The 24,159-nt window shown below is 35.9% G+C and carries 29 protein-coding genes and 1 other annotated feature; of the genes, 20 read left to right on the forward strand and 9 right to left on the reverse strand.

Going from position 1 to position 24,159, the window contains the following annotated elements:
* The first annotated feature begins 15 nt into the window (after positions 1–15).
* Positions 16–789 carry a hypothetical protein gene (locus J4P91_RS01220; RefSeq protein ID WP_207992648.1) on the forward strand — a complete coding sequence of 258 codons (774 nt, stop codon included), beginning with the start codon at positions 16–18 and terminating at the stop codon, positions 787–789.
* A 97-nt stretch (positions 790–886) separates the two neighbouring features.
* Positions 887–1,048 carry a hypothetical protein gene (locus J4P91_RS01225; RefSeq protein WP_207992649.1) on the forward strand — a complete coding sequence of 54 codons (162 nt, stop codon included), beginning with the start codon at positions 887–889 and terminating at the stop codon, positions 1,046–1,048.
* Here J4P91_RS01225 and J4P91_RS01230 read toward each other — a convergent pair.
* On the reverse strand, positions 1,045–1,953 hold the full coding sequence (locus tag J4P91_RS01230; RefSeq protein ID WP_207992650.1) for an aminoglycoside phosphotransferase family protein: 909 nt from the start codon (positions 1,951–1,953) through the stop codon (positions 1,045–1,047). The genes J4P91_RS01225 and J4P91_RS01230 overlap by 4 nt on opposite strands.
* Before the next feature lie 513 nt (positions 1,954–2,466).
* On the opposite strand from J4P91_RS01230, the gene J4P91_RS28715 reads away from it, so the two are divergent.
* A complete protein-coding gene (locus J4P91_RS28715; protein WP_243763661.1) occupies positions 2,467–2,736 on the forward strand; it encodes a BlaI family transcriptional regulator in 270 nt (89 codons plus the stop codon).
* A 32-nt stretch (positions 2,737–2,768) separates the two neighbouring features.
* Here J4P91_RS28715 and J4P91_RS01240 read toward each other — a convergent pair whose 3' ends face one another.
* The 3 genes from J4P91_RS01240 to J4P91_RS01250 form a co-directional block, all read right to left on the reverse strand.
* Positions 2,769–2,918, reverse strand: coding sequence for a hypothetical protein (locus tag J4P91_RS01240; RefSeq protein ID WP_207992651.1), 150 nt, complete (start codon positions 2,916–2,918; stop codon positions 2,769–2,771).
* A 17-nt stretch (positions 2,919–2,935) separates the two neighbouring features.
* Entirely contained in the window at positions 2,936–3,109 is a 174-nt protein-coding gene (locus J4P91_RS01245) for a 2-isopropylmalate synthase (RefSeq protein WP_207992652.1), read from the reverse strand.
* A gap of 74 nt (positions 3,110–3,183) precedes the next feature.
* Positions 3,184–4,542: an MATE family efflux transporter gene (locus J4P91_RS01250; RefSeq protein WP_207992653.1), complete on the reverse strand. Its 1,359-nt coding sequence runs from the start codon at positions 4,540–4,542 to the stop codon at positions 3,184–3,186.
* A 194-nt stretch (positions 4,543–4,736) separates the two neighbouring features.
* On the opposite strand from J4P91_RS01250, the gene uppP reads away from it, so the two are divergent.
* On the forward strand, positions 4,737–5,528 hold the full coding sequence (gene uppP, locus J4P91_RS01255) for a bacitracin resistance undecaprenyl-diphosphatase (RefSeq protein WP_017152634.1): 792 nt from the start codon (positions 4,737–4,739) through the stop codon (positions 5,526–5,528).
* A gap of 24 nt (positions 5,529–5,552) precedes the next feature.
* On the opposite strand, the gene J4P91_RS01260 is transcribed toward uppP, so the two are convergent.
* The gene (locus J4P91_RS01260) at positions 5,553–6,107 is read right to left on the reverse strand and encodes a thioredoxin family protein (RefSeq protein ID WP_207992654.1); all 555 of its coding nucleotides are present in this window, start codon (positions 6,105–6,107) and stop codon (positions 5,553–5,555) included.
* 66 nt (positions 6,108–6,173) lie between these two features.
* Entirely contained in the window at positions 6,174–6,617 is a 444-nt protein-coding gene (locus tag J4P91_RS01265; protein ID WP_207992655.1) for a YrvL family regulatory protein, read from the reverse strand.
* Positions 6,618–6,989: 372 nt separating this feature from the next.
* Here J4P91_RS01265 and J4P91_RS01270 point away from each other — a divergent pair, with 372 nt between their 5' ends.
* The 4 genes from J4P91_RS01270 to J4P91_RS01285 all read left to right on the forward strand — a co-directional run bounded on the left by J4P91_RS01270 (position 6,990) and on the right by J4P91_RS01285 (position 10,116).
* Positions 6,990–7,409, forward strand: a complete 420-nt coding sequence (locus J4P91_RS01270) for a MarR family winged helix-turn-helix transcriptional regulator (RefSeq protein WP_017152631.1) — start codon at positions 6,990–6,992, stop codon at positions 7,407–7,409.
* Positions 7,410–7,523: 114 nt separating this feature from the next.
* On the forward strand, positions 7,524–7,676 hold the full coding sequence (locus J4P91_RS01275) for a hypothetical protein (protein WP_207992656.1): 153 nt from the start codon (positions 7,524–7,526) through the stop codon (positions 7,674–7,676).
* Positions 7,663–7,818: a hypothetical protein gene (locus tag J4P91_RS01280; RefSeq protein WP_000184937.1), complete on the forward strand. Its 156-nt coding sequence runs from the start codon at positions 7,663–7,665 to the stop codon at positions 7,816–7,818. The genes J4P91_RS01275 and J4P91_RS01280 overlap by 14 nt, the downstream gene beginning before the upstream one ends.
* Before the next feature lie 954 nt (positions 7,819–8,772).
* Entirely contained in the window at positions 8,773–10,116 is a 1,344-nt protein-coding gene (locus J4P91_RS01285; protein ID WP_207992657.1) for a TrkH family potassium uptake protein, read from the forward strand.
* Positions 10,117–10,149: 33 nt separating this feature from the next.
* Here the strand turns inward: J4P91_RS01285 and J4P91_RS01290 are convergent, their stop codons facing one another.
* Entirely contained in the window at positions 10,150–10,512 is a 363-nt protein-coding gene (locus J4P91_RS01290; protein WP_207992658.1) for an imidazole glycerol phosphate synthase, read from the reverse strand.
* 234 nt (positions 10,513–10,746) lie between these two features.
* On the opposite strand from J4P91_RS01290, the gene ytfJ reads away from it, so the two are divergent.
* Both ytfJ and J4P91_RS01300 read left to right on the forward strand, forming a co-directional pair.
* Positions 10,747–11,148, forward strand: coding sequence for a GerW family sporulation protein (gene ytfJ, locus J4P91_RS01295; protein ID WP_207992659.1), 402 nt, complete (start codon positions 10,747–10,749; stop codon positions 11,146–11,148).
* 114 nt (positions 11,149–11,262) lie between these two features.
* The gene (locus J4P91_RS01300) at positions 11,263–11,352 is read left to right on the forward strand and encodes a hypothetical protein (RefSeq protein WP_017152626.1); all 90 of its coding nucleotides are present in this window, start codon (positions 11,263–11,265) and stop codon (positions 11,350–11,352) included.
* A 384-nt stretch (positions 11,353–11,736) separates the two neighbouring features.
* Here the strand turns inward: J4P91_RS01300 and J4P91_RS01305 are convergent, their stop codons facing one another.
* Together J4P91_RS01305 and J4P91_RS01310 are read right to left on the reverse strand one after the other, a co-directional pair.
* Positions 11,737–11,976: a YkuS family protein gene (locus J4P91_RS01305; RefSeq protein WP_017152625.1), complete on the reverse strand. Its 240-nt coding sequence runs from the start codon at positions 11,974–11,976 to the stop codon at positions 11,737–11,739.
* 205 nt (positions 11,977–12,181) lie between these two features.
* Positions 12,182–12,421 (reverse strand): DUF3911 family protein, encoded by a 240-nt coding sequence (locus tag J4P91_RS01310; protein WP_017152624.1) that lies wholly within the window; start codon positions 12,419–12,421, stop codon positions 12,182–12,184.
* Between the two features lie 413 nt (positions 12,422–12,834).
* On the opposite strand from J4P91_RS01310, the gene ilvE reads away from it, so the two are divergent.
* From ilvE to hisG, 10 genes are all read left to right on the forward strand, one after another.
* On the forward strand, positions 12,835–13,731 hold the full coding sequence (ilvE, locus tag J4P91_RS01315; protein ID WP_207992660.1) for a branched-chain-amino-acid transaminase: 897 nt from the start codon (positions 12,835–12,837) through the stop codon (positions 13,729–13,731).
* Between the two features lie 24 nt (positions 13,732–13,755).
* Positions 13,756–13,984: a binding site (T-box leader), on the forward strand.
* Between the two features lie 72 nt (positions 13,985–14,056).
* Complete coding sequence (ilvB, locus tag J4P91_RS01320) at positions 14,057–15,757, forward strand: acetolactate synthase large subunit (protein WP_207992661.1); 1,701 nt, start codon at positions 14,057–14,059, stop codon at positions 15,755–15,757.
* Positions 15,754–16,266 carry an acetolactate synthase small subunit gene (ilvN, locus tag J4P91_RS01325; RefSeq protein ID WP_016113993.1) on the forward strand — a complete coding sequence of 171 codons (513 nt, stop codon included), beginning with the start codon at positions 15,754–15,756 and terminating at the stop codon, positions 16,264–16,266. The genes ilvB and ilvN overlap by 4 nt, the downstream gene beginning before the upstream one ends.
* A 27-nt stretch (positions 16,267–16,293) precedes the next feature.
* A complete protein-coding gene (gene ilvC, locus J4P91_RS01330) occupies positions 16,294–17,304 on the forward strand; it encodes a ketol-acid reductoisomerase (RefSeq protein WP_207992662.1) in 1,011 nt (336 codons plus the stop codon).
* 1 nt (position 17,305) lies between these two features.
* Positions 17,306–18,826, forward strand: a complete 1,521-nt coding sequence (locus tag J4P91_RS01335; protein ID WP_207992663.1) for a 2-isopropylmalate synthase — start codon at positions 17,306–17,308, stop codon at positions 18,824–18,826.
* A gap of 88 nt (positions 18,827–18,914) precedes the next feature.
* Complete coding sequence (leuB, locus tag J4P91_RS01340) at positions 18,915–19,979, forward strand: 3-isopropylmalate dehydrogenase (protein ID WP_207992664.1); 1,065 nt, start codon at positions 18,915–18,917, stop codon at positions 19,977–19,979.
* A complete protein-coding gene (gene leuC / locus J4P91_RS01345; protein WP_017152618.1) occupies positions 19,979–21,373 on the forward strand; it encodes a 3-isopropylmalate dehydratase large subunit in 1,395 nt (464 codons plus the stop codon). Before leuB ends, leuC begins: the two co-directional genes overlap by 1 nt.
* Positions 21,351–21,929 (forward strand): 3-isopropylmalate dehydratase small subunit, encoded by a 579-nt coding sequence (gene leuD, locus J4P91_RS01350; protein ID WP_017152617.1) that lies wholly within the window; start codon positions 21,351–21,353, stop codon positions 21,927–21,929. The genes leuC and leuD overlap by 23 nt, the downstream gene beginning before the upstream one ends.
* Positions 21,930–22,280: 351 nt before the next feature.
* On the forward strand, positions 22,281–23,543 hold the full coding sequence (hisZ, locus tag J4P91_RS01355) for an ATP phosphoribosyltransferase regulatory subunit (RefSeq protein WP_017152616.1): 1,263 nt from the start codon (positions 22,281–22,283) through the stop codon (positions 23,541–23,543).
* Complete coding sequence (gene hisG, locus J4P91_RS01360) at positions 23,519–24,154, forward strand: ATP phosphoribosyltransferase (protein WP_207992665.1); 636 nt, start codon at positions 23,519–23,521, stop codon at positions 24,152–24,154. The genes hisZ and hisG overlap by 25 nt, the downstream gene beginning before the upstream one ends.
* Positions 24,155–24,159: the final 5 nt, after the last annotated feature.

Raw genomic sequence — 24,159 nt, forward strand, 5'->3', positions numbered from 1 at the left:
GGGAGATGAAGATGGGTGCAGGGGAAAATATCAATTAAAACGATGACAGATTATCATTTATATGATTTTATGCGTTGTCCACATAAGTTTTATTTTCGCCATATAAAAAGAAGAGAACCTTCTTCATTTGAATGGCAACAAATGATTCAAGCAATTGTAAATCAAATTATTAGTGACTATTACACATCACCGGTAGTAAAACAAACAACAGTGCTTCTGTTAGAACTACTAGAAAGACATTGGAGTAAAGTACGTATTGGCATGTTCTCTTCTAAAGCGGAATATTATATTGTTCTTGCAAAGCTAACAGACCATCTACTGCAGTTTGTGAAACATGATGCAAGTAAAACACCGCCTTTATTTTTATATGAAAAATTACAAACATATATGGAAGAGTTAGGTGTGCACATTTCATTAACGTTTGAAGTTGGTGAATGGTCCGCGCAATCGTTTGTAATTAAAAAGTATGTTGTTGATGCAAATGAAGAGATGCTTGCTCTTTGTCAGAAGCTAACGGCTGTTTTTAGTTATAAAGCTTTTGGAGTTCTTCCTGAAAAAATTGAAATTGTTAATTTAATAGAAGGAACTAGGTATGATTATGTTCCAAAAGAGCAAGATATTATAGTTGGTATGAGTGATTTACATAGGATGAAAGAGATGTTACAGCAACCAGAACATTACACAGAACGTACATTTCGCTCTGAATGTAATGGTTGTGCTTTTCGAAATGAATGTAAAGTAGACAAAGAGCAAGAGACACTAATTCATAAAAAATCTATATTACATTAAAAGGATGCAAAATTGCATCCTTTTTATTATTGACATGAAAAGCTTTTCATCATTTACGGTATATACGTAGGGGAACTTATGATGGGGGGAATAAACAATGGAAAATGAAGTGAAAGTATTTCAATGGTTAAAAGAACAACAGGCTCCTTTCTCCATTCAATTGCAAATTTTGCAGGCGTTTCAAATGTATAAATTAATTGTAGAAATGGATAAGAAGTTAATGATATACGAGGAAAAGGAGAATCGGGAAAGAACTTAATTCGTTCCCTGAAGTATGGTTTGTAAATTCTTTAGATTGTTTTTAATTTCCTGTTCATTATTTGTTTCAAAGCTATAAACAAGGTTATGGAGCAATGGACTATATTGATAAAATTGAATGACACGCTTAAAGAAAGATGAATCATGATGGGGAGTGAGAGTACAGTATTGTTTATATATATCCTCTGTAAATTCGCTACCGAAATCATTATATAATCCAGCAAAGTCAAAGGCAGGATCTCCAATTTGAGCATCACCAAAATCGATAATACCAGCAACGCTTCTTTTCTCCCCATCAAATAAAATGTGATGATGTGTCAAGTCAGCGTGGATCATTGTTTTTTGGAAATCAGATGTATGCATATGTTCAAAAAAATCTTCGAATAAACAATCAAAAGCTATTCTTTCAAGCGATGTAAGTGTTGGAGAAAGATAATCGTGTAATTTCGTTTGAACCTGTCGCCAATATGAGATAGGCTTCTCAGCATCAAACTTCCAGTTTACAGCATGTTCTATCGGGATGGTATGTAAAAAAGCGAGAAAGGTAGCAAGCTGCGTGATAACTGTTTCACGTTCTTTTACAGTTAATCTTTCTATTGTTTGTGCTGTTAATGGCTCTCCATGAATGAGTTTATAGTAACTACAAAATGGAATTAAATCTGATTCGTTTTTATATAAAATGTGGTATTTTGGAACTTCTATTTCTTGTAATGATTGAGAAAGTACATCGCATAGTTGTTTTTCACGAGGTATTCGCTCTGCATACTTGGATTTACGTGGGAAACGGAAGAGCCATTCATTATTAATAATAAAGGCTACATTATCCCAGCCATTATCATTTTGTTCATAAGAGTGTATGGCGATATTCGATAGTGCTTGTTGTATATATTGCCTGTAAGGGTGCATATGATTTTCCTCATTTCTTTTTTGGATAAGCTATGTTAATTCTATAATAACAGAATTTTCTTTCTTTATGATAAAATAAGATGAATGACTTAAAGAAAGGGTACATGATGCGAAATAAAAACAAAAAAATAGCAATGATGATATTGTTCGTTTGTGTTTTGTTTTTAGGAATTTATCCCGCATTAACGGGCAGTAAGACCCTGCACCTAAAAATTCAACGAAGGCAAAGGAGAGTTAGGCGGGGGATCAACTGCCCGTAAAAGCCCGATTGGTGAGGGCTAATAATCAGTCAGGGGATAAAGAGCCCCCTTACTGATTAAAGTTTCACTTTATAAAATTCAAGCCTTTGCGAAATTTAAGCCGAAAAGTGAGTATCAAATATCTGACGAATTAAAGAGAAAAGAAGTACAACAGCTAACTTTTGATGAAAAGAAAAGAATCGATGAGTATCTTGTTACAGCGCAATTATCTGTCTTTGCTATTCATGTTAAAAAGGGGATAAAAAAGATAGGGATGGAAATCTTTGCGGAAGATAGTAAAGAGAGTGGTTATGAACAATTAATGAGAAACTATTATCCGAATCGTTTTCATGATTTGAAATATAAATTTGCTAATGAAGAAATATGCGAAGAATCGGATGAAAGCTTTACTTACTGTGCTATAGCTTATGTTTCGGGTATTGAGAATGGTAAGAGAGATGAAATGAGCTTAAACTATAAGATGAGGATTGTAAAAGAAAATAATGTGTTTAAGATTAAGGAGCAGCGGCAACATGTAGAATAAAATGTCCCCAGTAACTGGGGACATTTTCATTTTTAAAGGTTCTCGTTTTGTTGACCAATTTCTTTTTTTGCGATTTCTAAATTCCCTTGTTCGATTTGCTTATGCACATTTACAGAATTACCTGCATAACCTTTTTGTGTTTTTACAACTCTTTTAGAAAAGATTGAGGATTGTTTTGCCATACATAATTCTCCTTTCATTAAAAGTAGACGAAAAAAATGAGTATAAGTAGTATTGCCCCGAAAATACTAATTCCAATTAAAAAGGAAGTGTTTTTATATTGAGGCGGTTTATGAATATCTTGTCTGTATCCAGGTGAGATTTCAGGAGCAAATTCCTCATCGTAGTGCTGCTGTTTTTTCTTTTCATCCATAGATTTACACCTTTCTTTTTCATTATGTTACACGTTTAAAGAGGAACTATGCATGATGAAAAAAGCCACTATGATTAGTGACTTTCTTGTGGTTTATATTTACGTTGTACTTGAAAGAGACGAACAAGCAAAAAGGTAGCTCCAAATGCTAGTCCTATAATAAGACCGATCCAATAACCTTTCGCTGCCCAAGAAGTATAGGTTGCTAATATATAACCGAGTGGTAGACCGATGATCCAGTAGGCAATAAGTGTCATAATTAACGCCATATTCACATCTTTATAACCACGGAGTGCACCTTGCACTGGAGTAGCAATTGCATCGGAGATTTGAAATAAAATTGCAAAAATGAGAAATTCTTTTGCTAAATCATGAACAGCAATATCTGTTGTATAAATAGATGCAATTTGATCGTCAAAGAAAAAGAGTAGGATAGAATATAATAAGGCAAAAGCAAGTGCCAAACCAATTCCGATAAAACTGTATTGTTTTGCATTTTCATAGCGACTTGCTCCAACTTCAAAACCAACTGCAATTGTCATAGCCATTGCTAAACTTAAAGGTGTCATATATAAAAGCGAAGCAAAGTTCATTGCTGCTTGATGTGCAGCAATTGTTGTTGTACTAAAATTACTCATCATGAGTGTTACAGCAGCAAAAATACTCGTTTCAAAAAAGATGGCAAATCCAATAGGTACCCCAAGCTTTAATAATTCTTTCCAGCTTGAAATAGAAAGTCGGTATAAACGTCTGAAGATACCAAAAGATGCAAAGGGTTCTTTCGTTCGGATAATAATAATCGTAATAAATAAAATGCACCAATATGTCGCGGTAGAAGCAATTGCTGCGCCAACGCCTCCTAGTTTCGGAAAGCCGAAATGACCAAAAATAAATACATAGTTTAAAATGACGTTAATAGGTAAGGAAAGCAGTGTAATAATCATTGTTGTACGCGTTTTTCCTAATGCATCAATAAACCCACGTAATACAGTATAGACAAATAAAGGAATGATACCAATTGCAATAATGCTTAAAAATTGAGAAGCAATGTGTTCAACTTGCTCTTCTAAATGCATGCCTTTTAGAATTGGTGAAACGGCAAAGAAACCGATGAAAATAACAAGTAAACTAACTCCAATTGCTAAATATACGGCTTGTATGACGACATGAGGAACATCCTCTTTTTGTTTTGAGCCAACAAGGTGAGCGATAATAGGAGTAGTAGACATTAAGATTCCTGTTAATCCAGTACTAACAGGAATCCATATACTTGTTCCAATTGCAACGCCTGCTAAATCAGTAGCACTTGCATGACCTGACATTGTTGTATCAAAAAAGCTCATTGCAAATAAAGACATTTGCGTTACAAAAATCGGGAAAAATAGTAATACAAATTGTTTTATTTTTTGTAAGAATGAATTGGTTTCTTTCATAAAAGCTCCTTTCTATGTAGGACCAAACTCTTTCTATCATACAATTTAATAAGAAAATAGAAAAGAAATACATATATGTGAATGTACTGTTATATTTTGAAAGAATGAAAAAAAGGATGCACTTTGAAAATGGATAAGGTATTATGATAAGGTGTGAAAAAAAGTACATATAAGGTATTAAGGAGGCACTACTCGTGGCTGATTGGTTAATTGGTTTAATCATGGGAGCTGTTGAAGGGTTAACGGAATTTTTACCGGTTTCATCAACGGGACACATGATTTTAACAGGACATTTAATTGGATTTGATGATGATAGAGCAAAAGTATTTGAAGTTGTCATCCAATTGGGATCGATTTTAGCAGTTGTCGTTGTATTTTGGAAACGTTTATGGTCATTGGTTGGGATTGGAAAAGTAACACAAGGGCCATCTTTAAATTTATTACATATCATTATTGGTATGATTCCAGCGGGAGTAATTGGTGTGTTATTCCATAGTAAAATTAAAGAAGTTTTATTTGGACCAGGACCCGTTGTTGTTAGTTTAATCGTTGGTGGGATTTTAATGATTGTCGCTGAAAAATTTTCAAGACCAAGTACAGCAAAAACATTAGATGAAATCACGTATAAACAAGCATTCACAATTGGAATGTTCCAATGTTTAGCATTATGGCCAGGATTTTCACGTTCTGGATCTACAATCAGTGGTGGATTATTAGCTCGTGTATCTCATACAGCAGCTGCTGAATATACATTTATTTTAGCGGTACCAATGATGGTTGCAGCGTCAGGATTAGATTTAATTAAAAGTTGGGACGTATTAAGTTCAGCAGATATCACATTATTTGCAACTGGTTTTATTACGGCTTTCCTTGTAGCGATGCTTGCGATTGTTTCATTCTTAAAATTATTAGCTCGTGTAAAGTTAACACCATTTGCATATTATCGTTTTATTTTAGCTGCGGTGTTCTATTTCTTCATTATGTAAAAAAACTGCCATTTGGCAGTTTTTTTATTTTACTATTTTTTCAATCATACTTTCCATGACATGTTCCCAAAGTGAAGTGTCATCAGCTAATGTTGCTCGGAAATTAGCGTACATTTCTTTCTGTTTTTCTTCAAATTGTGGATCATCTTTTTCAGGTAATGTAGCACGCATAGAAGTTACTAATTCTTGTACTTTTGGAGCGCGTGGTCCCCAAACTGCTTGTTCGTTTCCATCCTTATCAATAAAAATAAAGATTGGAATGGCACGTGCTGTTCCATTCGTTAAATATTGATCCATTAATTCTAGGTTTTCATCGCGGATAAGTAATCGCATATCAATATTAGAAACTTCACAAATTCGTTTCATAATAGGTACACATAGAAGGGCATCACCGCACCAATCAGCGGTTAGTACAATAACTTTCCATCCGTCGTTTTGACGTTCTTCTAAAACGGGAAGCAATTCGTTCGGAATTAAAAAATTATTATAAATATGTAGTAATTCATATTGATTTACAGTCATGTCATTTACATATGTATCAAAGGACATACCTTTATCAGCCCATTGTTGTAATGTCATATGTAACACCTCTTTCATATATTTTGTTTTTATTGTATCAATTTTTATTGTGAAATGCTTGTAATCTTACTCTTTCTTTTTGTTATCAGTAGGCCATACTTTATCCAAGGTAAAAAAGACAAGGACAATAAGTAGTTCAGCTCTATTTGAAATCGTAACGCTTTCCATCCAATCATCTGCAATATGAATAACGAGCCAATCAAGTGAGATTTCTATGAGAGAAAGAAGTGAAAAGGCCATCCATTTTGGCATGTGTTTGAGTAGGGGGGTTAAAAGTACTTTGAAAAATAAAATTAAGAAACTACTAATTCCATCTAGTATAAGGGCTAATAAAAAAAAGAGAAGTAGTGCAGTTCGTGATGTATATTCTACACCAATGAGACGAAAAACTCCGACATACATAAAGAAGATAAGTGCAATAGCAAAAATTATAAGAAGGGTAATGCTACTAATAACAATTGTTTTATCTTTTCCGCTTAAATCCGAAAACTTTTCTTCATCTGAATTCATAATACACCTCCAAATCATTCATCTTACAAAATGGGAAATATTTCATGATTTATTATAGCATGAATATTCAATTGGAAATCAAAACAAAAAGGATGCGACAAATCGCACCCTTTTTCTGGCTGATGTGAGTTTCAGCATGTTAGAAAAGCAACCTGTATCATTTATTTCAAAATGGATATTAAATAATACGTGCTCTAGTAAATGAAGGAGAATTTTTACTACCGGGTTTTGTGTTTGGATTGTATCTACTGAGTAAGTAAATGTATTATAAAGGATTGTATAGGAAAAAAAGATGACAAAATGTAAGATATAAGGTAATATAATTAATAAAGTTTTTATTTAACTATATGAAATAAAAGGGAGATGTAAACGTTGTCTCATAATCGTGAACAATTAATGGAGGATTTATCGGCAAATGTTTTTGCTATGTTTCGTTCATTGCGTAATGATATTGGAAAAATTTTTGGAGATTACATACCATGGAATGAGTTTCTCGTACTCCGTATATTAAATCGTAATGAAAAAGAGATGGTTTCTCGCGTAGCGAATGAACTGCATGTATCAAACAGTCATATTACAGCTGTTACAGAAAAGCTAATTAATAAAGGTTTTGTGACGCGTTCACGTTCTACATCTGATCGTCGTGTTGTATATTTGGAAATTACGAAACAAGGAAAAGAGTTAGTTGCAAAAATGGAATTTGCGAAAAAAAAGTATTTACAAGAAAGATTTTCAGCTTTATCTGAAGAAGAGATGCATCTAATGATATCTATTTCGCAAAAACTTATATAGAAAAAGCTATATGAATTATGATTAGTAGAGAATTCTTCCTTGTTTGGGGGATTTTTTATTTATCCCGCAACCCTCATCTCAAGATTCAGCGAAAACAAAGAAGTTAGGTGGGGGATGAAGAAAACTTCTACTGATTCGATTTTCACTTTATATAAAATGAAAATTGAATTTTTTTATATAAAAGAATGTGATGTGTATGATCGTGATCGGAAAGACATACTATCAATGATGGAAGATGAAAGGAGGGAACAAGATGACGAATCGTAACGGTAGTCAAGGAAGTGGAAATCAAGGTTCACCGAAAACAGGACAATTCCAACAAGAGTTTAGTTCGGAATTTGTAACTGGTAATGACAATAAAGGAAAAGAATATCGTTCGAAAAAAGGAAGCAAATCAAGAAAGGAGTGAATCTATTCACTCCTTTTTTATGAGGCTGCTGAGCTGTCTGTATTATATTTGTTTTCTGATATAGAAGAATATGAATTTGAATTGTATTTTAAGATAAAAAAATAGACCATCTTGTTCATACAAGATGGCCATGGAAGGGGACAATTTATGTCAATTTTAATTAGGGATGGAAAGCTGTTCGAGACACTGGGGAATGTCTCATTATTAGGGAGGAACAGCTTCGATGGTTCTAATATAAAAGATAGATGTGACTTCAATGTGAACTTGAAGTGAAAGGTGTGGGGATTTTAAAAATTCCCCTCTTTTTGAATAGGAAACGAAAGGTAGAAAATAGTTAGGGGCTTCGTAGTCGGATGGATTGTTATTGAATTAGTCAGGGTGCCATTAATGGTGAATAAAAAAATAGACCATCTTGTTGGTACAAGATGGTCATGGAAGGGGAAAAATTTATGTCAATTTTAATTAGGGATGGAAAGCTGTTCGAGACACTGGGGAATGTCTCATTATTAGGGAGGAACAGCTTCGATAGTTCTAATATAAAAGATAGATGTGACTTCAATGTGAATTCGAAGTGAAAGGTATAAGAATCTTTTAGTTGAATTCTGTATTAACAAGTAGTAATACCAAAACTTTAAGGTTCAGTGAAAGTAGAGAAAGAATTGTTAATGAAAGCTTTTTAAGTAAGGAGCTTCTATTAGGGGAATAAGAGAGAAACAATCTACTGATAGTTGTTTAGAATCATATGAAAATATAAGTTGAAATCTATGAAAAAAAGGATTATGCTCAACTATATTATGAGAGTATAAAGATTTATCCACACTAATGAGTGTACTCTAAAAGTATGAGGAATTGAAAAAAATTAGGTGGAAAATTACTTTCCCTAAGATTTTATCCAGTCAAAAGGGACTATTAGTATACGGATAGAGGGGCTATTTTATTAAGGGAGTTAGTGATATGCAAGCAACAAAAAAACAAGGATTTTACAATCGTTTTATACGATTAAGTCCACCGCAAATTTTAGCAACGGGCTTTTTTTGTTTAATTATTGTCGGAGGAATGTTATTAAAACTACCATTCGCAACAAAAGAACCAATTAGCTGGGTAGATGCTTTTTTTACAGCAACATCAGCAGCGACAGTAACAGGTTTAGGAGTCGTAGACACTGCAAGTACTTTTACAATGTTTGGTCAAATTGTCATTATGTTTTTAATTCAAACCGGTGGACTTGGATTAATGACAATCGCAATTTTAATTGTATGGGTATTAGGAAAAAAAATTGGTTTACGTCATCGATTATTAATTGGAGAAGCATTTAACCAAACGAATATTGGTGGTCTGGTAAAACTAGTGAAACGTGTCTTTATTTTTTCTATTTGTATTGAGTTAGTGGGAATTGTTTTTCTATCCATTCGATTTATCCCGGAATTTGGTTTTAGTAAAGGTTTATATTATAGTATTTTTCATGTTATCGCCTCTTATAATAATGCTGGATTTGCATTATGGCCAGATAATTTAACAAGATATGTAGGGGATCCTATTATTAATATTGGGATTTGTTCTTTAATCGTTATAGGTGGTTTAGGATTTACTGTATTAATTGATATATGGTATAGCCGTAGTTTTCAAAAATTATCACTTCATTCAAAAATTATGATTCTTGGAACAATCGCCCTTAATGTTATTGCAATGATTGTGATTTTTGTATTGGAGTATAATAATGTAAAAACATTAGGATCATTATCTTTAAGTGAAAAGCTATGGGCTTCATTTTTTCAAGGAATTACACCGCGTACAGCAGGATTTAATACGGTTGATTATGGAGGAATGGAAGAGTCATCTATATTGTTTACGATGATTTTAATGTTTATCGGTGCAGGAAGTGTTTCAACAGGTGGAGGAATTAAGTTAACGACTTTTGTAATTTTAATTACATCGGTTATTTCCTTTTTTAGAAAGAAGGAAGATTTTGTTTTATTTCAGCGTACAATCAAAATGTCAACGGTAACGAGAGCGTTAGCGATTGTGGTTGCGAGCCAAATTCTTATTTTTACAGCAGTATTTTTATTAATGCTTACAGAAAACTTTAGTTTTATTCAACTTTTATTCGAAACAATTTCAGCGTTTGGTACAGTTGGATTGACGATGGGAATTACGGCTAAGTTATCTGCAATTGGAAAATGCATTATTATGTTTGTTATGTTTTGTGGATTAATCGGTCCATTAACATTGGTATTTTCTTTAGCGCGACCAGCCAAACAAAAAATTCGATACCCATCAGAGGATGTTTTCACAGGATAAGGTATCTCGCAAAAAGCGAGATACCTTTTTTCTTTAAAAAAGTGAGAACAATAAACCGATGATTGCAGCGCGGAATAAAAGAGCAACAAGTGCAGCGATGCCGCCCACAATAGCAGCGATGCCACCGGTCACAGTAGCTCCACGATTATAGGCATAAATACCTAGTAAAACAGAAACGAGTCCGAAGAGTGTAGGAAATGTAAAGAGTGATAATACAGCAAGGGCAAGTGCGATAAATCCTGCTGTAGATCCTGCTGTTTTGGATTTTGCATCGTCTTTATCATCATAGTTGATACGCTGAGGAGCAACCTCTGCTGCGTATTCTTCTTTATAATCCCCTTCTTCAGTTCTACGTTGTTCATTAAATTTATCAGTCAAAATAATGTCTCCTTTCATAACAAGGTTCATTAGTAGTATGTATATCTTTTTCTTTTTTATCCGGCAAGAAATAGATAGCCACATTATCGCTTTATCGGGCTGAAGTGAAGGGGGTTTATACTATTTTTATATTGTAGGGTGAAGAAAGTTGATAATGGATCAGTGTTTTTTTATGAATTGTAAAACTTGGTATGAGTTCCTCTATTTTGGAAAATATAAAAAAGAATTAAGAGGAAAAAGGTGGTTTAAATGATGGAACATCCAATTGAAAACTTAATGAAAACTGCAATGACAAATTTAAAAGAGATGGTTGATGTAAATACAATTGTCGGAAGCCCTGTTTCAACAGCGGACGGAAATGTTGTTTTAACTGTCTCAAAAGTTGCTTTTGGGTTTGGTGCAGGGGGAAGTGACTTTAAAGGAGAAACGTCTGTAGGAAAAAGTGTGGCAGGACAAGGACAACAAAAAGAGGTGAGACAAGGGCATCCGTTTGGAGGCGGAAGTGGTGCTGGAGTTTCAATCGACCCGGTTGCTTTTTTAGTAGTGGGATCTGGTGGTGTGCAAGTGTTACATTTACATAGTGGTACACACTTGATTGAAAAGGCTTTAAATACAGTTCCAAGTACTGTAGATAAGTTTGTAAACGGTCGTTAAAAAGTAAATTTGCATTTTTTAGGAATTATGATATATTAGAAAAAGTGTGTTTAAGGACGATAAATATAACTGAAAGTAAATATATATGATTAATGAAATAAGGGAGAGGTAGTTATGATTAACATCAAGGATTTTACTGTCGGCTTGTGTATGTTAGTAAGCGGATTTGTTGTGTATGTAGTAAAAGAAAAAGCTCCATTCTAAAAACAGACAAATCAGGATGTCTGTTTTTGTTTTGTTAAAATGAATATTGACGGATTTGTTATTAAATGATAAAATAATATTTCGTGTCTCGGTTGCAGCTAGTATATATTGGATATTTCTTATAAATGTAACATGAAAAGTTTGCGAAAGATCGGGTAATTTTATCAACAACTTTTGTGAACAGACCCTAAAAGTTACACTTATAAGCTTATACACATACTAGTGTATCAGGAGCGGTCAGAGGAACCGTGTTGATGAGAGAGAGGTAGGGCTTTCATCCAGTATATGTTACTTTCCCGTTAGGTGAATATAAAAAAGAGAAGTCTCCTTTTTCATAAGGGGGCTTCTCTTTTTATATAAGGTACATACAATAGACACGATATTTTATAGTCTACTTTCAACTTGTTGACAAATTTCATCCGTTGTTAAGCCGCTTGCTTCAATTACAGAACCTTTCGTAGCTACATTACTAATTCCCATTACGTTAGAATCTTGCCCAGTTACGACACAACAATCGCATCCTTGCGCGTCATTTTCAGAGCGTAGTGAAATTACTTCATATCCTTTTTGTTGTAATGCTTGTTGAACATCTGTTAAAGAATTTTCAACACCGATTTTCGCCATAATTTTCACCTCCTACCATCTAGTAATATGCTCTATTTTCCAGGTAATATTTATATTTTTAAGAAAAAGGTGGTAGGGAAATGGCTTATTCACTATTTATGGATAGTAAAATCCCCCGCCTCAAAATTCAAAGAAAACAAAGAGGTGGGGGATAATAGTTCATAAAAGCCCGATTAGAGGGGAAGGGAGAAAAACACTTAATATATTAGTCGTTATACACACCTGTAAGCATTTGACTAACGAACTGATCATTTAATCGATCTTGAGTAGAATCATCATTTGATTGAATGTCAATCGAGGCAGTGAAGTTGTTATTCTGTTCTTCATTTGGATGCACCTCTACGTAATTGTTAAATTTACACAAGCCTTTCGTATCCATTAAATCAAATAGTTGTAACATTTCTACTACCTCTTGTCTCGTTCCTTTAATTTGTACACATGCCATATTATTTTCCTCCTTCATTTGACAATTCGTTTTTTTTAAATAGGATTATGAAAGTTACATGGAAAATATGATTGTTATTTTTATACAATGTTATTTTGCTTTTTCCCCCCTTATCAATCAAAAGTCGTTTTTATTCCCGAATATACGAAATCGGACGTCCGTTTATTGAATACAATAGATTCGCATCATTTGACAAAAATCCTTCTTCTAAGCAAATATTTTTTATAGTGAAAAATGACGAAAAAAATTTTTTGACATTTTGTAAACGTTAACAATGTTGATAAATCAATATAAATAAGGATGTTCATAAATTTAAAAATTATAAATTTTCTAAAAATTAACTTGATTTATTTAAAAAGGAGAGTAAACTAGGAAACAATAAAAAATTCACAGAACATAGGAGGCGCTTTGAAGTGAATGAGCAATGGATTTTCTTAAATGGAGAATTTGTTCCAAAAGACGAAGCAAAAGTTTCAGTATATGATCATGGTTATCTATATGGCGATGGGGTGTTTGAAGGGATTCGTGTCTACAGTGGCAATGTCTTCAGGCTTAAAGAACATCTTATTCGTTTATACGAGTCCGCAAAATCCATTATGTTGGAAATTCCATATACGTTAGAAGAAGTGACAGCAATTGTTGTTGAGACGATTCGTCAAAATAAGCTATCTAATGGGTACATCCGTTTAGTAGTATCACGGGGAGCTGGGAATCTTGGATTAGATCCTGATTCTTGTTCGAAACCGAATGTGGTTGTAATTGCGGAACAGTTATCTTTATTTCCATCTGAATATTACGAAAAAGGTATACCGGTTGTGACCGTTGCGACGCGTCGTAATCGTCCGGATGTATTAACACCACAAGTAAAGTCTTTAAACTATTTAAATAATATTTTAGTTCGAATTGAAGCGAAGCTTGCTGGTGTGCAAGAAGCACTTATGTTAAATGAACAAGGTTATGTTGCAGAAGGATCTGGCGATAATGTGTTTATAGTAAAAGGAAATAAATTAATTACACCGCCAAGTTCTGCAGGAGCATTAGAAGGCATTACAAGAAACGCTATTTTGAAAATTGGAGAAAAGCTTGGATATGACGTAAGAGAAGAATTATTTACAAGACACGATGTATATGTAGCTGATGAAGTATTTTTAACAGGAACTGCAGCTGAAGTTATTGCAGTTACGACAGTTGATGGAAGAACGATTGGGTCTGGAAAAACGGGTCCACATACAAATCGTTTATTAGAAGAGTTTCGTAAATTAGTTGTAGAAGATGGAGAGAAAATTTACGAAGAAAATAAAGTTGGATGATAGAAGTGTAATGAATTATAAATTTGTAAAGCGTTGATAGGGAGGAGTAGTTGATTGTGAAGCCTCACAGAGAGTCGGTGGTTGCTGCAAACCGATGGTTCACGTCGACGAACATCGCCCTTGAGTGCTAAGCTGAAGCAGTTGTCTAGGCTTAGACGGTAGCTCCGTTATTAGCTAGACTCATCCCTGAGTCACTGAGGCAAGAATTATTCTTGCGAAGAAGGGTGGTACCACGAAATCTTTCGTCCCTTCAGCACATAGCTGGAGTGTGGACGTAGGATTTTTTTATTGCATAAAACAATTTTAAAGGAGGTTTAAAAGAGAGATGTCTTCGAAAACGGAAGAGAAAATGGCAACTGGTGCACAGCTGTTGTTAGAAGCGTTAGAAAAGGAAGATGTGGAAGTTATTTTTGGTTATCCTGGAGGAGCTGTTCTGCCGCTATATGATGCGATTTACGATTGTGAAATTCCTCATATATTAACAAGGCATGAACAAGGAGCAATCCATGCAGCAGAAGGATATGCACGGGTTACCGGGAAACCAGGTGTTGTTATTGCGACAAGCGGTCCGGGTGCAACAAATGTAATTACCGGTCTTGCAGATGCAATGATTGATTCATTACCACTTGTTGTTTTTACAGGTCAAGTAGCTACAACGTTGATAGGAAGTGATGCTTTCCAAGAAGCGGATATTATGGGACTTACGATGCCGGTAACTAAGCATAATTATCAAGTGCGCAGGGCATCAGATTTACCAAGAATTATTAAAGAAGCATTTCATATTGCAAAAACAGGTCGACCAGGACCGGTCGTTATTGATCTTCCGAAAAATATGGTAGTAGAAAAGGGGGAACGATGTAGCAATGTGCAAATGGATTTACCGGGGTATCAACCAAATTATGAGCCGAATCTCTTGCAAATTAACAAGTTATTACAAGCAATTGATGTTGCAGAAAAACCATTAATTTTAGCTGGAGCCGGCGTATTGCATGCGAAAGCTACGCGAGAATTAACAGATTTTGCTCGAATGTATCGTATACCAGTGGTTCATACACTTCTTGGACTAGGTGGATTTCCGCCAAGTGATAAATTATTTCTAGGAATGGGAGGGATGCATGGTTCCTATACAGCGAATATGGCATTGTATGAGTGTGATTTACTCATAAATATCGGTGCAAGATTCGATGATCGTCTTACTGGGAATTTAGAGTATTTTGCAAAAGGTGCAACGGTCGCACATATTGACATTGATCCAGCAGAGATTGGCAAAAACGTTCCTACAGAAATTCCGATCGTGGCTAGTGCAAAGCATGCTTTAGAGGCAATGCTCTCCTGTAAAAGAGGGAAAGAAAATCATAGTGCATGGCTATCGCTTTTAAAAAGCAGAAAAGAACAATATCCTTTTTCTTATGATCAAGGTGCTGAAGTAATTAAACCGCAAGCAGCAATTGATATGCTGCACGAAATTACAAAAGGAAAAGCGATTGTTACGACAGATGTTGGACAGCATCAAATGTGGGCTGCTCAATATTATCCGCTTGAGAATCCTGATAACTGGGTAACATCTGGGGGATTAGGCACAATGGGATTTGGATTTCCAGCTGCTATTGGTGCACAAATAGCAAAACCAAATGAATTGGTTGTAGCAATTGTTGGAGATGCTGGTTTTCAAATGACATTACAAGAACTGAGTGTATTGAAGGAACATTCTTTACCAGTTAAAGTTTTGATTTTAAATAATGAAGCGTTAGGGATGGTAAGACAGTGGCAAGATGAATTTTATAACCAAAGATATTCTCATTCTTTGCTCCCTTGTCAGCCTGATTTTGTAGCACTTGCAAAAGCGTATGGCATAAAAGGGATACGCATTGAAAATCCATTATTAGCAAAGGACCAGTTAGAAGAAGCGATTGCTTTGCAAGAGCCTGTTGTAATTGATTGCAGGGTACTGCAGTCTGAAAAAGTTATGCCGATGGTTGCTCCAGGAAAAGGTGTTCACCAAATGGAGGGGGTGGAAAAGCGATGAAAAGGATTGTTACGGCAACCGTTCGAAATCAAAGCGGGGTTTTAAATCGAATTACGGGTGTGATGACCAGGAGACATTTTAATATTGAAAGTATTTCTGTTGGACATACAGAGTCGTCTGATATTTCACGAATGACATTTGTTGTTCATGTTGAAAACGAACAACAAGTGGAGCAGCTAATAAAACAGCTCCATAAACAAATTGATGTGTTGAAAGTATCCGATATTACAGAAGAAGCGATGATTGCAAGGGAACTAGCTCTTATTAAAGTAGCGACAACAAGTGTATCGAGAGCAGAATTATATAGTTTAATTGAACCGTTCCGAGCCGCTGTAATAGACGTTGGGAAGGATTCCATCGTCGTACAAGTAACGGGTACACAGGAAAAAGTAGAAGCTCTCATAGAGCTAATGCGCCCATACGGTTTAAAAGAAATTGCAAGAACAGGTGTTACTGCATTTACGCGTAGTATGAAAAAACAAGATAAACAAATTATGTTAATTCATTAATCATTTTAATATAGGGGGAGAAAGAATATGGCAAAAGTTTATTATGAGAAAGATGTAGCGGTAAATGTATTAAAGGGGAAGAAAGTAGCAATTGTTGGATATGGATCACAAGGTCACGCTCATGCGCAAAACTTACGTGACAATGGTTTTGAAGTAGTAGTTGGACTTCGAAAAGGAAAGTCATGGGAAAAGGCGAAAGAGGATGGTTTTGCTGTATATTCAGTGGCGGAAGCTGCAAAATCTGCGGATGTAGTAATGATTCTTCTGCCTGATGAACTACAGCCAGAAGTGTATGAAGCAGAAATTGAACCGAATTTACAAGCTGGAAATTCATTGGTGTTTGCACATGGATTTAACATTCATTTTAATCAAGTTACACCACCAGAAGATGTAGACGTATTTCTAGTAGCGCCAAAAGGACCGGGACATTTAGTGCGTCGTACTTTTGCTGAAGGTGGAGCGGTCCCAGCGTTATTTGCTGTATACCAAGACGCAACAGGAACAGCTACTGAAAAAGCATTATCTTATGCAGATGGCATTGGAGCAACAAGAGCTGGGGTATTAGAAACTACATTTAAAGAAGAAACAGAAACGGATCTATTTGGAGAACAAGCTGTACTTTGCGGAGGTGTTACTGCACTTGTAAAGGCAGGATTTGAAACATTAGTAGATGCTGGTTATCAGCCGGAACTTGCCTATTTTGAATGTTTACATGAACTAAAGCTCATTGTTGATCTTATGTATGAAGGTGGACTTGAAAATATGAGATATTCTGTTTCTGATACGGCGCAGTGGGGAGATTTTGTATCAGGACCACGCGTTGTAACAGAACATACGAAAAAAGCGATGGGTGAAGTATTAAAAGAAATTCAAGATGGTACATTTGCAAGAGGATGGATTGCAGAGCATAAAGCAGGAAAACCACATTTCTATGCAACGAACGCACAAGAAAATGAACATCAAATTGAAGTTGTTGGACGTAAATTACGTGAAATGATGCCGTTTGTACAACCGAAAGTAAAGGCGGAGGTTAAATAATATGAAACAGATTTTGTTCATGGATACGACGCTTCGTGATGGCGAACAATCACCCGGAGTCAATTTAAATGAACAAGAAAAGTTACAGATTGCCAGGCAGTTAGAAAAACTCGGGATCAATGTGATGGAAGCAGGATTTGCAGCAGCTTCTGAAGGTGATTTCCGCTCAGTAAAACGCATTGCGGAAACGATTCAAAATGCTTCCGTTATGAGTCTGGCAAGGGCGAAGGAAAGTGATATTCAGAGAGCGTATGAAGCGTTGAAAAATGCAGCATCTCCGCGATTACACGTCTTTTTGGCAACGAGTGATATTCATATGAAATATAAGCTTTGTATGTCAAAGGCGGATGTGTTAGATAGTATTCATCGCTCTGTAACTTTAGGGAAATCTTTATTTCCTACAGTACAATTTTCGGCAGAAGATGCAACGAGAACGGCTCATCCTTTTTTAGCAGAAGCTGTGGAAGTTGCGATTCGTGCTGGAGCGGATGTTATTAATATTCCTGATACAGTAGGTTATACAAATCCAGAAGAATATTATTCTCTTTTTAAATACTTACAAGAATATGTTCCGTCTTATGAAAAAACTATTTTCTCTTGTCATTGTCACGATGATCTTGGTATGGCAGTAGCGAATTCATTGGCGGCGATTGAAGGCGGGGCATTGCAAGTAGAGGGGACGATAAATGGGATTGGAGAGCGTGCAGGTAATGCTGCTTTGGAAGAAGTAGCAGTAGCTTTGCACATTAGAAAAGACTATTATGAAGCCGAGTCTGCTATAACACTAAAAGAGATTAAAGCAACAAGTACATTAGTAAGTCGTTTAACGGGTATGATCATTCCGAAAAATAAGGCAATTGTGGGAGCAAATGCATTTGCGCATGAATCAGGTATTCATCAAGATGGTGTATTAAAAGAAGTAACGACATATGAAATTATTGAACCAGAACTAATTGGTGAAGCGCAAAATTTATTTGTACTTGGAAAACATTCTGGTCGCCATGCTTTTACTGAAAAGATGAAGGAACTCGGTTATGAGTTTACGGAAGAAGAGCGAGATATAGCATTCAGCGCATTTAAGAGATTAGCAGATCGTAAAAAAGAGATTACAGAAGAAGATTTACGCGCATTAGTACTAGGAGAAACTGCATTTTCAACACAGCAGTATAATATTAAACAACTACAAGTACATTTTGTATCAAACAGTACACAATGTGCAACGGTTGCACTAGCGGATGAGGAAGGGAATGTGTACGAAGATGCAGCAACAGGAGCAGGGAGTATTGAAGCGATTTATAATGCAATTCAAAGAATTTTAGGACTTGAGTGTGAGTTAGCTGATTATCGTATTCAATCCATTACACAAGGGCAGGATGCACTCGCTCATGTGCATGTTGAATTGAAAGAAGGAACCCATCAAGTTTCAGGTTTCGGTGTTGCACAAGATGTATTAGAGGCATCAGCTAGAGCCTATGTACATGCAGCGGGAAAACTAAAGGCTTTGTTGCTCCTTGCAAAGTAACGTTTTGATAAGTGGGGGAATATTCCCCTGCTTCATTTATATAAATTCAGAATAATCAGTAAATAAAAAAACAAAGGGGTGCTGATCGTTGGAAAAACGTATCGTTTGTTTAGCAGGTGACGGTGTTGGACCAGAAATTATGGAGAGTGCCAAGCAAGTGTTACACATGGTAGAAAGGTTATATGGTCATCATTTTTATTTACAAGATGAACAATTTGGAGGGGCGGCGATTGATTCGATTGGGCAACCATTGCCGTCAAGAACATTAGCAGCATGTTTAGCAAGTGATGCTGTATTATTAGGTTCGGTTGGTGGACCACGCTGGGACGAAGCGAAAGAAAGACCAGAAAAAGGATTGCTTGCACTGCGAAAAGGGCTTGGTGTATTTGCTAATGTTCGTCCCGTCACTGTAGATGCAGCGACTTCACATTTGTCACCACTAAAAGCAGCTGATGAGGTAGATTTTGTTGTCGTTCGTGAATTAACGGGTGGGATTTATTTCTCCTTCCCAAAAGAAAGAACAGAAGAGGTAGCGACAGATACGCTCACCTATCATCGTCATGAAATTGAGAGAATTGTTTCATATGCATTTCAATTGGCAAGTAAACGTCGTAAAAAAGTCACTTCTATTGATAAAGCAAATGTTTTAGAGTCGAGTAAACTTTGGAGGGAAGTAACAGAAAAAGTAGCGCTTCGCTATCCGAATGTTGAACTTGAACATATTTTAGTAGACGCAGCCGCGATGGAATTGATTCGTAATCCAGCTCGGTTTGATGTTATTGTAACAGAAAATTTATTTGGTGATATTTTAAGTGATGAAGCATCTGTATTAGCAGGATCGCTTGGAATGCTTCCATCAGCAAGCCATGCAGAGAATGGACCTTCGCTATATGAACCAATCCATGGATCAGCGCCAGATATTGCAGGGAAAAATAAAGTGAATCCAATTGCGATGATGCGTTCGGTTGCGATGATGCTTGGACAGTCATTTGAATTAACAAGAGAAGGGAATGCGATTGAAGCGGCGATTGTTGCAGTACTCCAATCTGGAAAATATACATCTGATATAGGCGGAAATGAAACAACAACTTCGTTTACAGAGGCTGTACTTCAAGAAATGGAAGAACAAGCGCTAGTTGGGAGAGGGAGATAATGGGGAAAAGATTACTAGATAAGTTGTGGGAAAGGCATGTTGTCGAGACAAATGAAAATGGATTAGATTTACTATATATTGATCTTCATCTTGTACATGAAGTGACATCACCGCAAGCCTTTGAGGGCTTGCGGCTTGCGAATCGGAATGTGAGAAGACCTGATTTAACGTTTGCAACGATGGATCATAATATTCCAACAAAGGATGTTTGGAACATTACAGATCGCATTGCAAAGCAACAATTAGATACACTTCGTAATAATTGTAAACAATTTAATGTTCCATTAGCGGATATTGATGATGAAGCGCAAGGAATTGTTCACGTTATTGGTCCGGAGCTTGGACTGACGCAGCCAGGAAAAACAATTGTATGTGGTGATAGCCATACGGCAACTCATGGAGCTTTTGGAGCACTGGCATTTGGAATTGGTACAAGTGAAGTGGAGCATGTATTAGCCACTCAAACATTATGGCAACGAAAACCAAAAGCGATGGGCATTGAATTGAAAGGAAAGTTACCAAAAGGTGTATATGCGAAAGATATTATTCTACACCTACTCGCTACATATGGGGTAGCATTTGGAACAGGATATGTAATGGAGTTTTACGGCAAAGCAATTACAGATATGGAAATGGAAGAGCGCATGACGCTTTGTAATATGGCGATTGAAGGTGGGGCAAAAGCGGGAATAATTGCACCGGATGAAAAGACATATACTTATGTAAAAGGACGTCAGTATGCACCGAAAGAGTTTGATTTGGTAGTAGAAAACTGGAGTGAACTTTATACAGATCAGGATGCGGTATACGATATTGTTTATTCAGTTGATGTTACAACGCTAGCACCATATGTAACGTGGGGAACAAATCCAAGTATGGGTATGCGCATTGACGAATGTTTACCAGAAACACGTGATGCAAATGATGAACGGGCTTTTGCTTATATGGGGCTTCAGTCAGGGCAAAGTGCATTTGAAATTCCGATCCAGCATGTATTTATTGGTTCCTGTACAAACTCTCGTTTATCGGATTTAGAAATTGCCGCAGCTATTGTAAAAGGAAAAAAAGTAAAAGAAGGAGTACGGGCACTTGTTGTACCAGGATCAAAACAAGTGAGGGAGGCAGCGATGAAAAAAGGACTGCACCGTATATTTGAAGAAGCAGGTTTTGAATGGAGAGAGCCTGGGTGTTCTATGTGTCTTGGAATGAATCCGGATCAAGTACCAGAAGGTGAACATTGTGCGTCAACCTCGAATCGTAATTTTGAAGGAAGACAAGGAAAAGGTGCAAGAACACACCTTGTAAGTCCAGCAATGGCTGCAGCCGCAGCACTTTATGGTCATTTTGTTGATGTGAGAAAGGAGAGTTATGATGGAGCCATTTCGTATTCATAAAGGAACTGTTGCTGTACTAATGAACGATAATATTGATACAGATCAAATCATTCCAAAACAATATTTGAAGAGGATTGAACGAACGGGTTTTGGGAAATTTTTATTTGATGAATGGCGTTATGAGGATGATAGGAAAGAGAATCCGAATTTTCCACTAAATGCAGCTGAGCGAAAAGGAGCAAGTATACTCATTACAGGTGAAAATTTTGGCTGTGGTTCATCAAGAGAGCATGCGCCATGGGCACTTGCTGACTATGGATTTCGTGTTATTATTGCCGGGGGATTTGCAGACATTTTTTATATGAATTGTACGAAAAATGGCATGCTGCCAATCGTTATGGAAAAAGAAATGCGTGAAAAACTAGCAGCTGTTGATCCAAGAGATGTCATAGAAGTTGATTTAGAGAATGAAGTGATTACAACTCCACTACATCGTTTTCATTTTACAATTGAGACGATGTGGAAAGAAAAGCTATTAAGTGGCTTAGATGAAATTGGAATCACGCTTCAATATGAACGAAAAATTCAAGAATATGAACAAAAAACAGCTCGCTAATTTTCTTAGCGAGCTGTCATAAAAAAATACATATAAGGCTATAATTGTGTTTACATTCTGAATTTTGTATTATATACTATGTGAAAACAAGAGGAGAAAGGGAGTAAGGATAATGTTTACATTACAACCTATCAATATGCTTACACAATTACATCATCATACATAAACCCTTGAACCTAGCGTGAACAACGTGTAGGTACAAGGGTTATTCCCGTTGTACCTACACTCTATGAAAGAGCCTTGTAGGTATTTTTTCTACAAGGCTCTTTTTATTTTGTTCGTGATTGCTTTGGTGGGCATACACTAGAATAGGAAGTTTGCTAATTAGAGTTTAAAGGAGTGTGAAGCGGTATGACGAAATGGAAACGAGCAAATCCAGATGGAACAAGAGATTATGTATTTGAGGAGTGCACGTTAATAGAAGAAGTTGAACAAAAATTACGACGTGCTTTTTTAGAAAGGGGATATGAGGAAATTCGAACACCCACGATTGAATTTTATGATGTTTTTGCTTTTCGTAATAGGCCGATAGATGAAGAGAAAATGTATAAATTTTTTGATCAACAAGGGCGCATTATCATTTTGCGACCTGATATGACAATTCCTCTAGCAAGGGTAATGGGAACGCTTCGAGAGGATTTGGCTTTGAAACTAACATATAGTGGGAATGTATTTCGGGCAAACGAATCACTATCTGGAAAATACAATGAAATCATCCAAACGGGTATTGAAATCATTGGGATTGATAATATACGTGCTGAAATTGAATGTATCATAAGTGCAATTCATGCTCTTCAAGCTGTAGGGATTCAGTCTTTTACAATAGAATTAGGGCAAGTGCAGTTATACAAGTGTATTGTTAAAAAGCTGTCATTTGGAGAAGAAGAGGAGTCGCTCTTACGTACGTATATTGAAAGTAAAAATTATGCGGAGCTATCCCGTTTTTTACAAGAAAAGAATTTAGATCGAAGTGATGAAACGGTACAGTTACTTGAAAGGTTACCAAGATTATTTGGGAAACTTGAAGTAATTGAAGAAGCGGAAAAGCTCGCTTCAAATCATGAAATGAAGCAAGCGATCGAACGGGTAAAAGAAATCTATAAAACGATTGAAAAATTAGGATATGGTTCGTATATATCGATTGATCTTGGGATGATTCAGCATTTGCATTATTATACAGGAGTTATTTTTAGAGGATATATATATGACATTGGGGGAGAAATTGTTAGTGGCGGAAGATACGATGAATTGCTTGGTAATTTTGGAGAGCCGATGCCAGCAGTTGGGTTAGCTGTACAAGTAAATCAAATTGTTCGGACATTACAAGAACAACAAAAACCGTTCAAACGAAAAAAATTAGATATGATTATTCATTATTCGTTAGATATGATAGCCGAAGCAGAAAGACTAGGTGGTTTACTTCAGAAAGATGGATGGAAAGTGGAACTATCTATGTTTGAGAATTTGCAAGATACATTTCAGTTTGCAAAGAAGAATGGGATTGTAACAGTGATTGAAGCGACTGGAAAAGCATTAGTAGAATATGTGTGGAAAGAAAAATGGGTAATACAAAAGGAAGGGGACACTTCATGCGTAACATTCAAATTGCGTTAACAAAGGGGAGACTTGAGAAACATGTCATTCCACTGTTTGAAAAAGTCGGGATCGATTGTTCGGAACTGCTGGATAAAGGAAGAAAGCTTGTATTTCAAAGCGCTAGTAGAAATGTTTCATTCATTCTAGTGAAAGCAGTAGATGTTGCAACTTATGTAGAGCATGGTGTTGCAGACATTGGTATTGTTGGAAAAGATATTTTAATGGAATACGAGAAAGATATATATGAAATGGTTGATTTAGAAGTGGGGTGTTGTAAGTTTTGTGTCGCCTCTATCCCAACATATAATCCGAAAGGTTATCGGAAAAAGAGAATTGCCACAAAGTATCCGCATATTACTTCCAACTATTTTCGTGATAAGGGAGAAGATGTAGAGATTATAAAAATAGAAGGTTCTGTGGAAATAGCTCCATTGCTCGGGTTAGCAGATGCAATTGTTGATATTGTAGAGACAGGAAAAACATTACAAGAAAATGGATTGATTATATTTGAAGAAATGTATTCAATATCTGCTCGAATGATTGTTAATAAAGCTGCTTTAAAAACAAAAAAAGACGAAATATTCGATATTATCCATAAAATGGAGTGTGCAATTGCCTCAGGTAAATAAAAAGG

The sequence above is a fragment of the Bacillus sp. XF8 genome (assembly GCF_017498755.1).
Lineage (GTDB): Bacteria > Bacillota > Bacilli > Bacillales > Bacillaceae_G > Bacillus_A > Bacillus_A bingmayongensis.

Excerpts from the sequence above, each read along its gene's own strand:
- J4P91_RS01300 (WP_017152626.1), top strand. The coding sequence starts at position 11,263 with ATGATTAACATCAAGGATTTTACTGTCGGCTTGTGTATGTTAGTAAGC.
- J4P91_RS01225 (WP_207992649.1), top strand. The coding sequence starts at position 887 with ATGGAAAATGAAGTGAAAGTATTTCAATGGTTAAAAGAACAACAGGCT.
- hisZ (WP_017152616.1), top strand. The coding sequence starts at position 22,281 with ATGACGAAATGGAAACGAGCAAATCCAGATGGAACAAGAGATTATGTA.
- leuD (WP_017152617.1), top strand. The coding sequence starts at position 21,351 with ATGGAGCCATTTCGTATTCATAAAGGAACTGTTGCTGTACTAATGAAC.
- J4P91_RS01285 (WP_207992657.1), top strand. The coding sequence starts at position 8,773 with ATGCAAGCAACAAAAAAACAAGGATTTTACAATCGTTTTATACGATTA.
- hisG (WP_207992665.1), top strand. The coding sequence starts at position 23,519 with ATGCGTAACATTCAAATTGCGTTAACAAAGGGGAGACTTGAGAAACAT.
- J4P91_RS01260 (WP_207992654.1), bottom strand. The coding sequence starts at position 6,107 with ATGACATTACAACAATGGGCTGATAAAGGTATGTCCTTTGATACATAT.
- leuC (WP_017152618.1), top strand. The coding sequence starts at position 19,979 with ATGGGGAAAAGATTACTAGATAAGTTGTGGGAAAGGCATGTTGTCGAG.
- J4P91_RS01305 (WP_017152625.1), bottom strand. The coding sequence starts at position 11,976 with ATGGCGAAAATCGGTGTTGAAAATTCTTTAACAGATGTTCAACAAGCA.
- J4P91_RS01240 (WP_207992651.1), bottom strand. The coding sequence starts at position 2,918 with ATGGCAAAACAATCCTCAATCTTTTCTAAAAGAGTTGTAAAAACACAA.
- J4P91_RS01250 (WP_207992653.1), bottom strand. The coding sequence starts at position 4,542 with ATGAAAGAAACCAATTCATTCTTACAAAAAATAAAACAATTTGTATTA.
- J4P91_RS28715 (WP_243763661.1), top strand. The coding sequence starts at position 2,467 with ATGGAAATCTTTGCGGAAGATAGTAAAGAGAGTGGTTATGAACAATTA.
- J4P91_RS01290 (WP_207992658.1), bottom strand. The coding sequence starts at position 10,512 with ATGAAAGGAGACATTATTTTGACTGATAAATTTAATGAACAACGTAGA.
- J4P91_RS01310 (WP_017152624.1), bottom strand. The coding sequence starts at position 12,421 with ATGGCATGTGTACAAATTAAAGGAACGAGACAAGAGGTAGTAGAAATG.
- J4P91_RS01245 (WP_207992652.1), bottom strand. The coding sequence starts at position 3,109 with ATGGATGAAAAGAAAAAACAGCAGCACTACGATGAGGAATTTGCTCCT.
- J4P91_RS01280 (WP_000184937.1), top strand. The coding sequence starts at position 7,663 with ATGACGAATCGTAACGGTAGTCAAGGAAGTGGAAATCAAGGTTCACCG.
- J4P91_RS01335 (WP_207992663.1), top strand. The coding sequence starts at position 17,306 with ATGAAACAGATTTTGTTCATGGATACGACGCTTCGTGATGGCGAACAA.
- ytfJ (WP_207992659.1), top strand. The coding sequence starts at position 10,747 with ATGGAACATCCAATTGAAAACTTAATGAAAACTGCAATGACAAATTTA.
- J4P91_RS01265 (WP_207992655.1), bottom strand. The coding sequence starts at position 6,617 with ATGAATTCAGATGAAGAAAAGTTTTCGGATTTAAGCGGAAAAGATAAA.
- J4P91_RS01275 (WP_207992656.1), top strand. The coding sequence starts at position 7,524 with ATGAAGAAAACTTCTACTGATTCGATTTTCACTTTATATAAAATGAAA.
- ilvB (WP_207992661.1), top strand. The coding sequence starts at position 14,057 with ATGTCTTCGAAAACGGAAGAGAAAATGGCAACTGGTGCACAGCTGTTG.
- ilvN (WP_016113993.1), top strand. The coding sequence starts at position 15,754 with ATGAAAAGGATTGTTACGGCAACCGTTCGAAATCAAAGCGGGGTTTTA.
- ilvC (WP_207992662.1), top strand. The coding sequence starts at position 16,294 with ATGGCAAAAGTTTATTATGAGAAAGATGTAGCGGTAAATGTATTAAAG.
- J4P91_RS01230 (WP_207992650.1), bottom strand. The coding sequence starts at position 1,953 with ATGCACCCTTACAGGCAATATATACAACAAGCACTATCGAATATCGCC.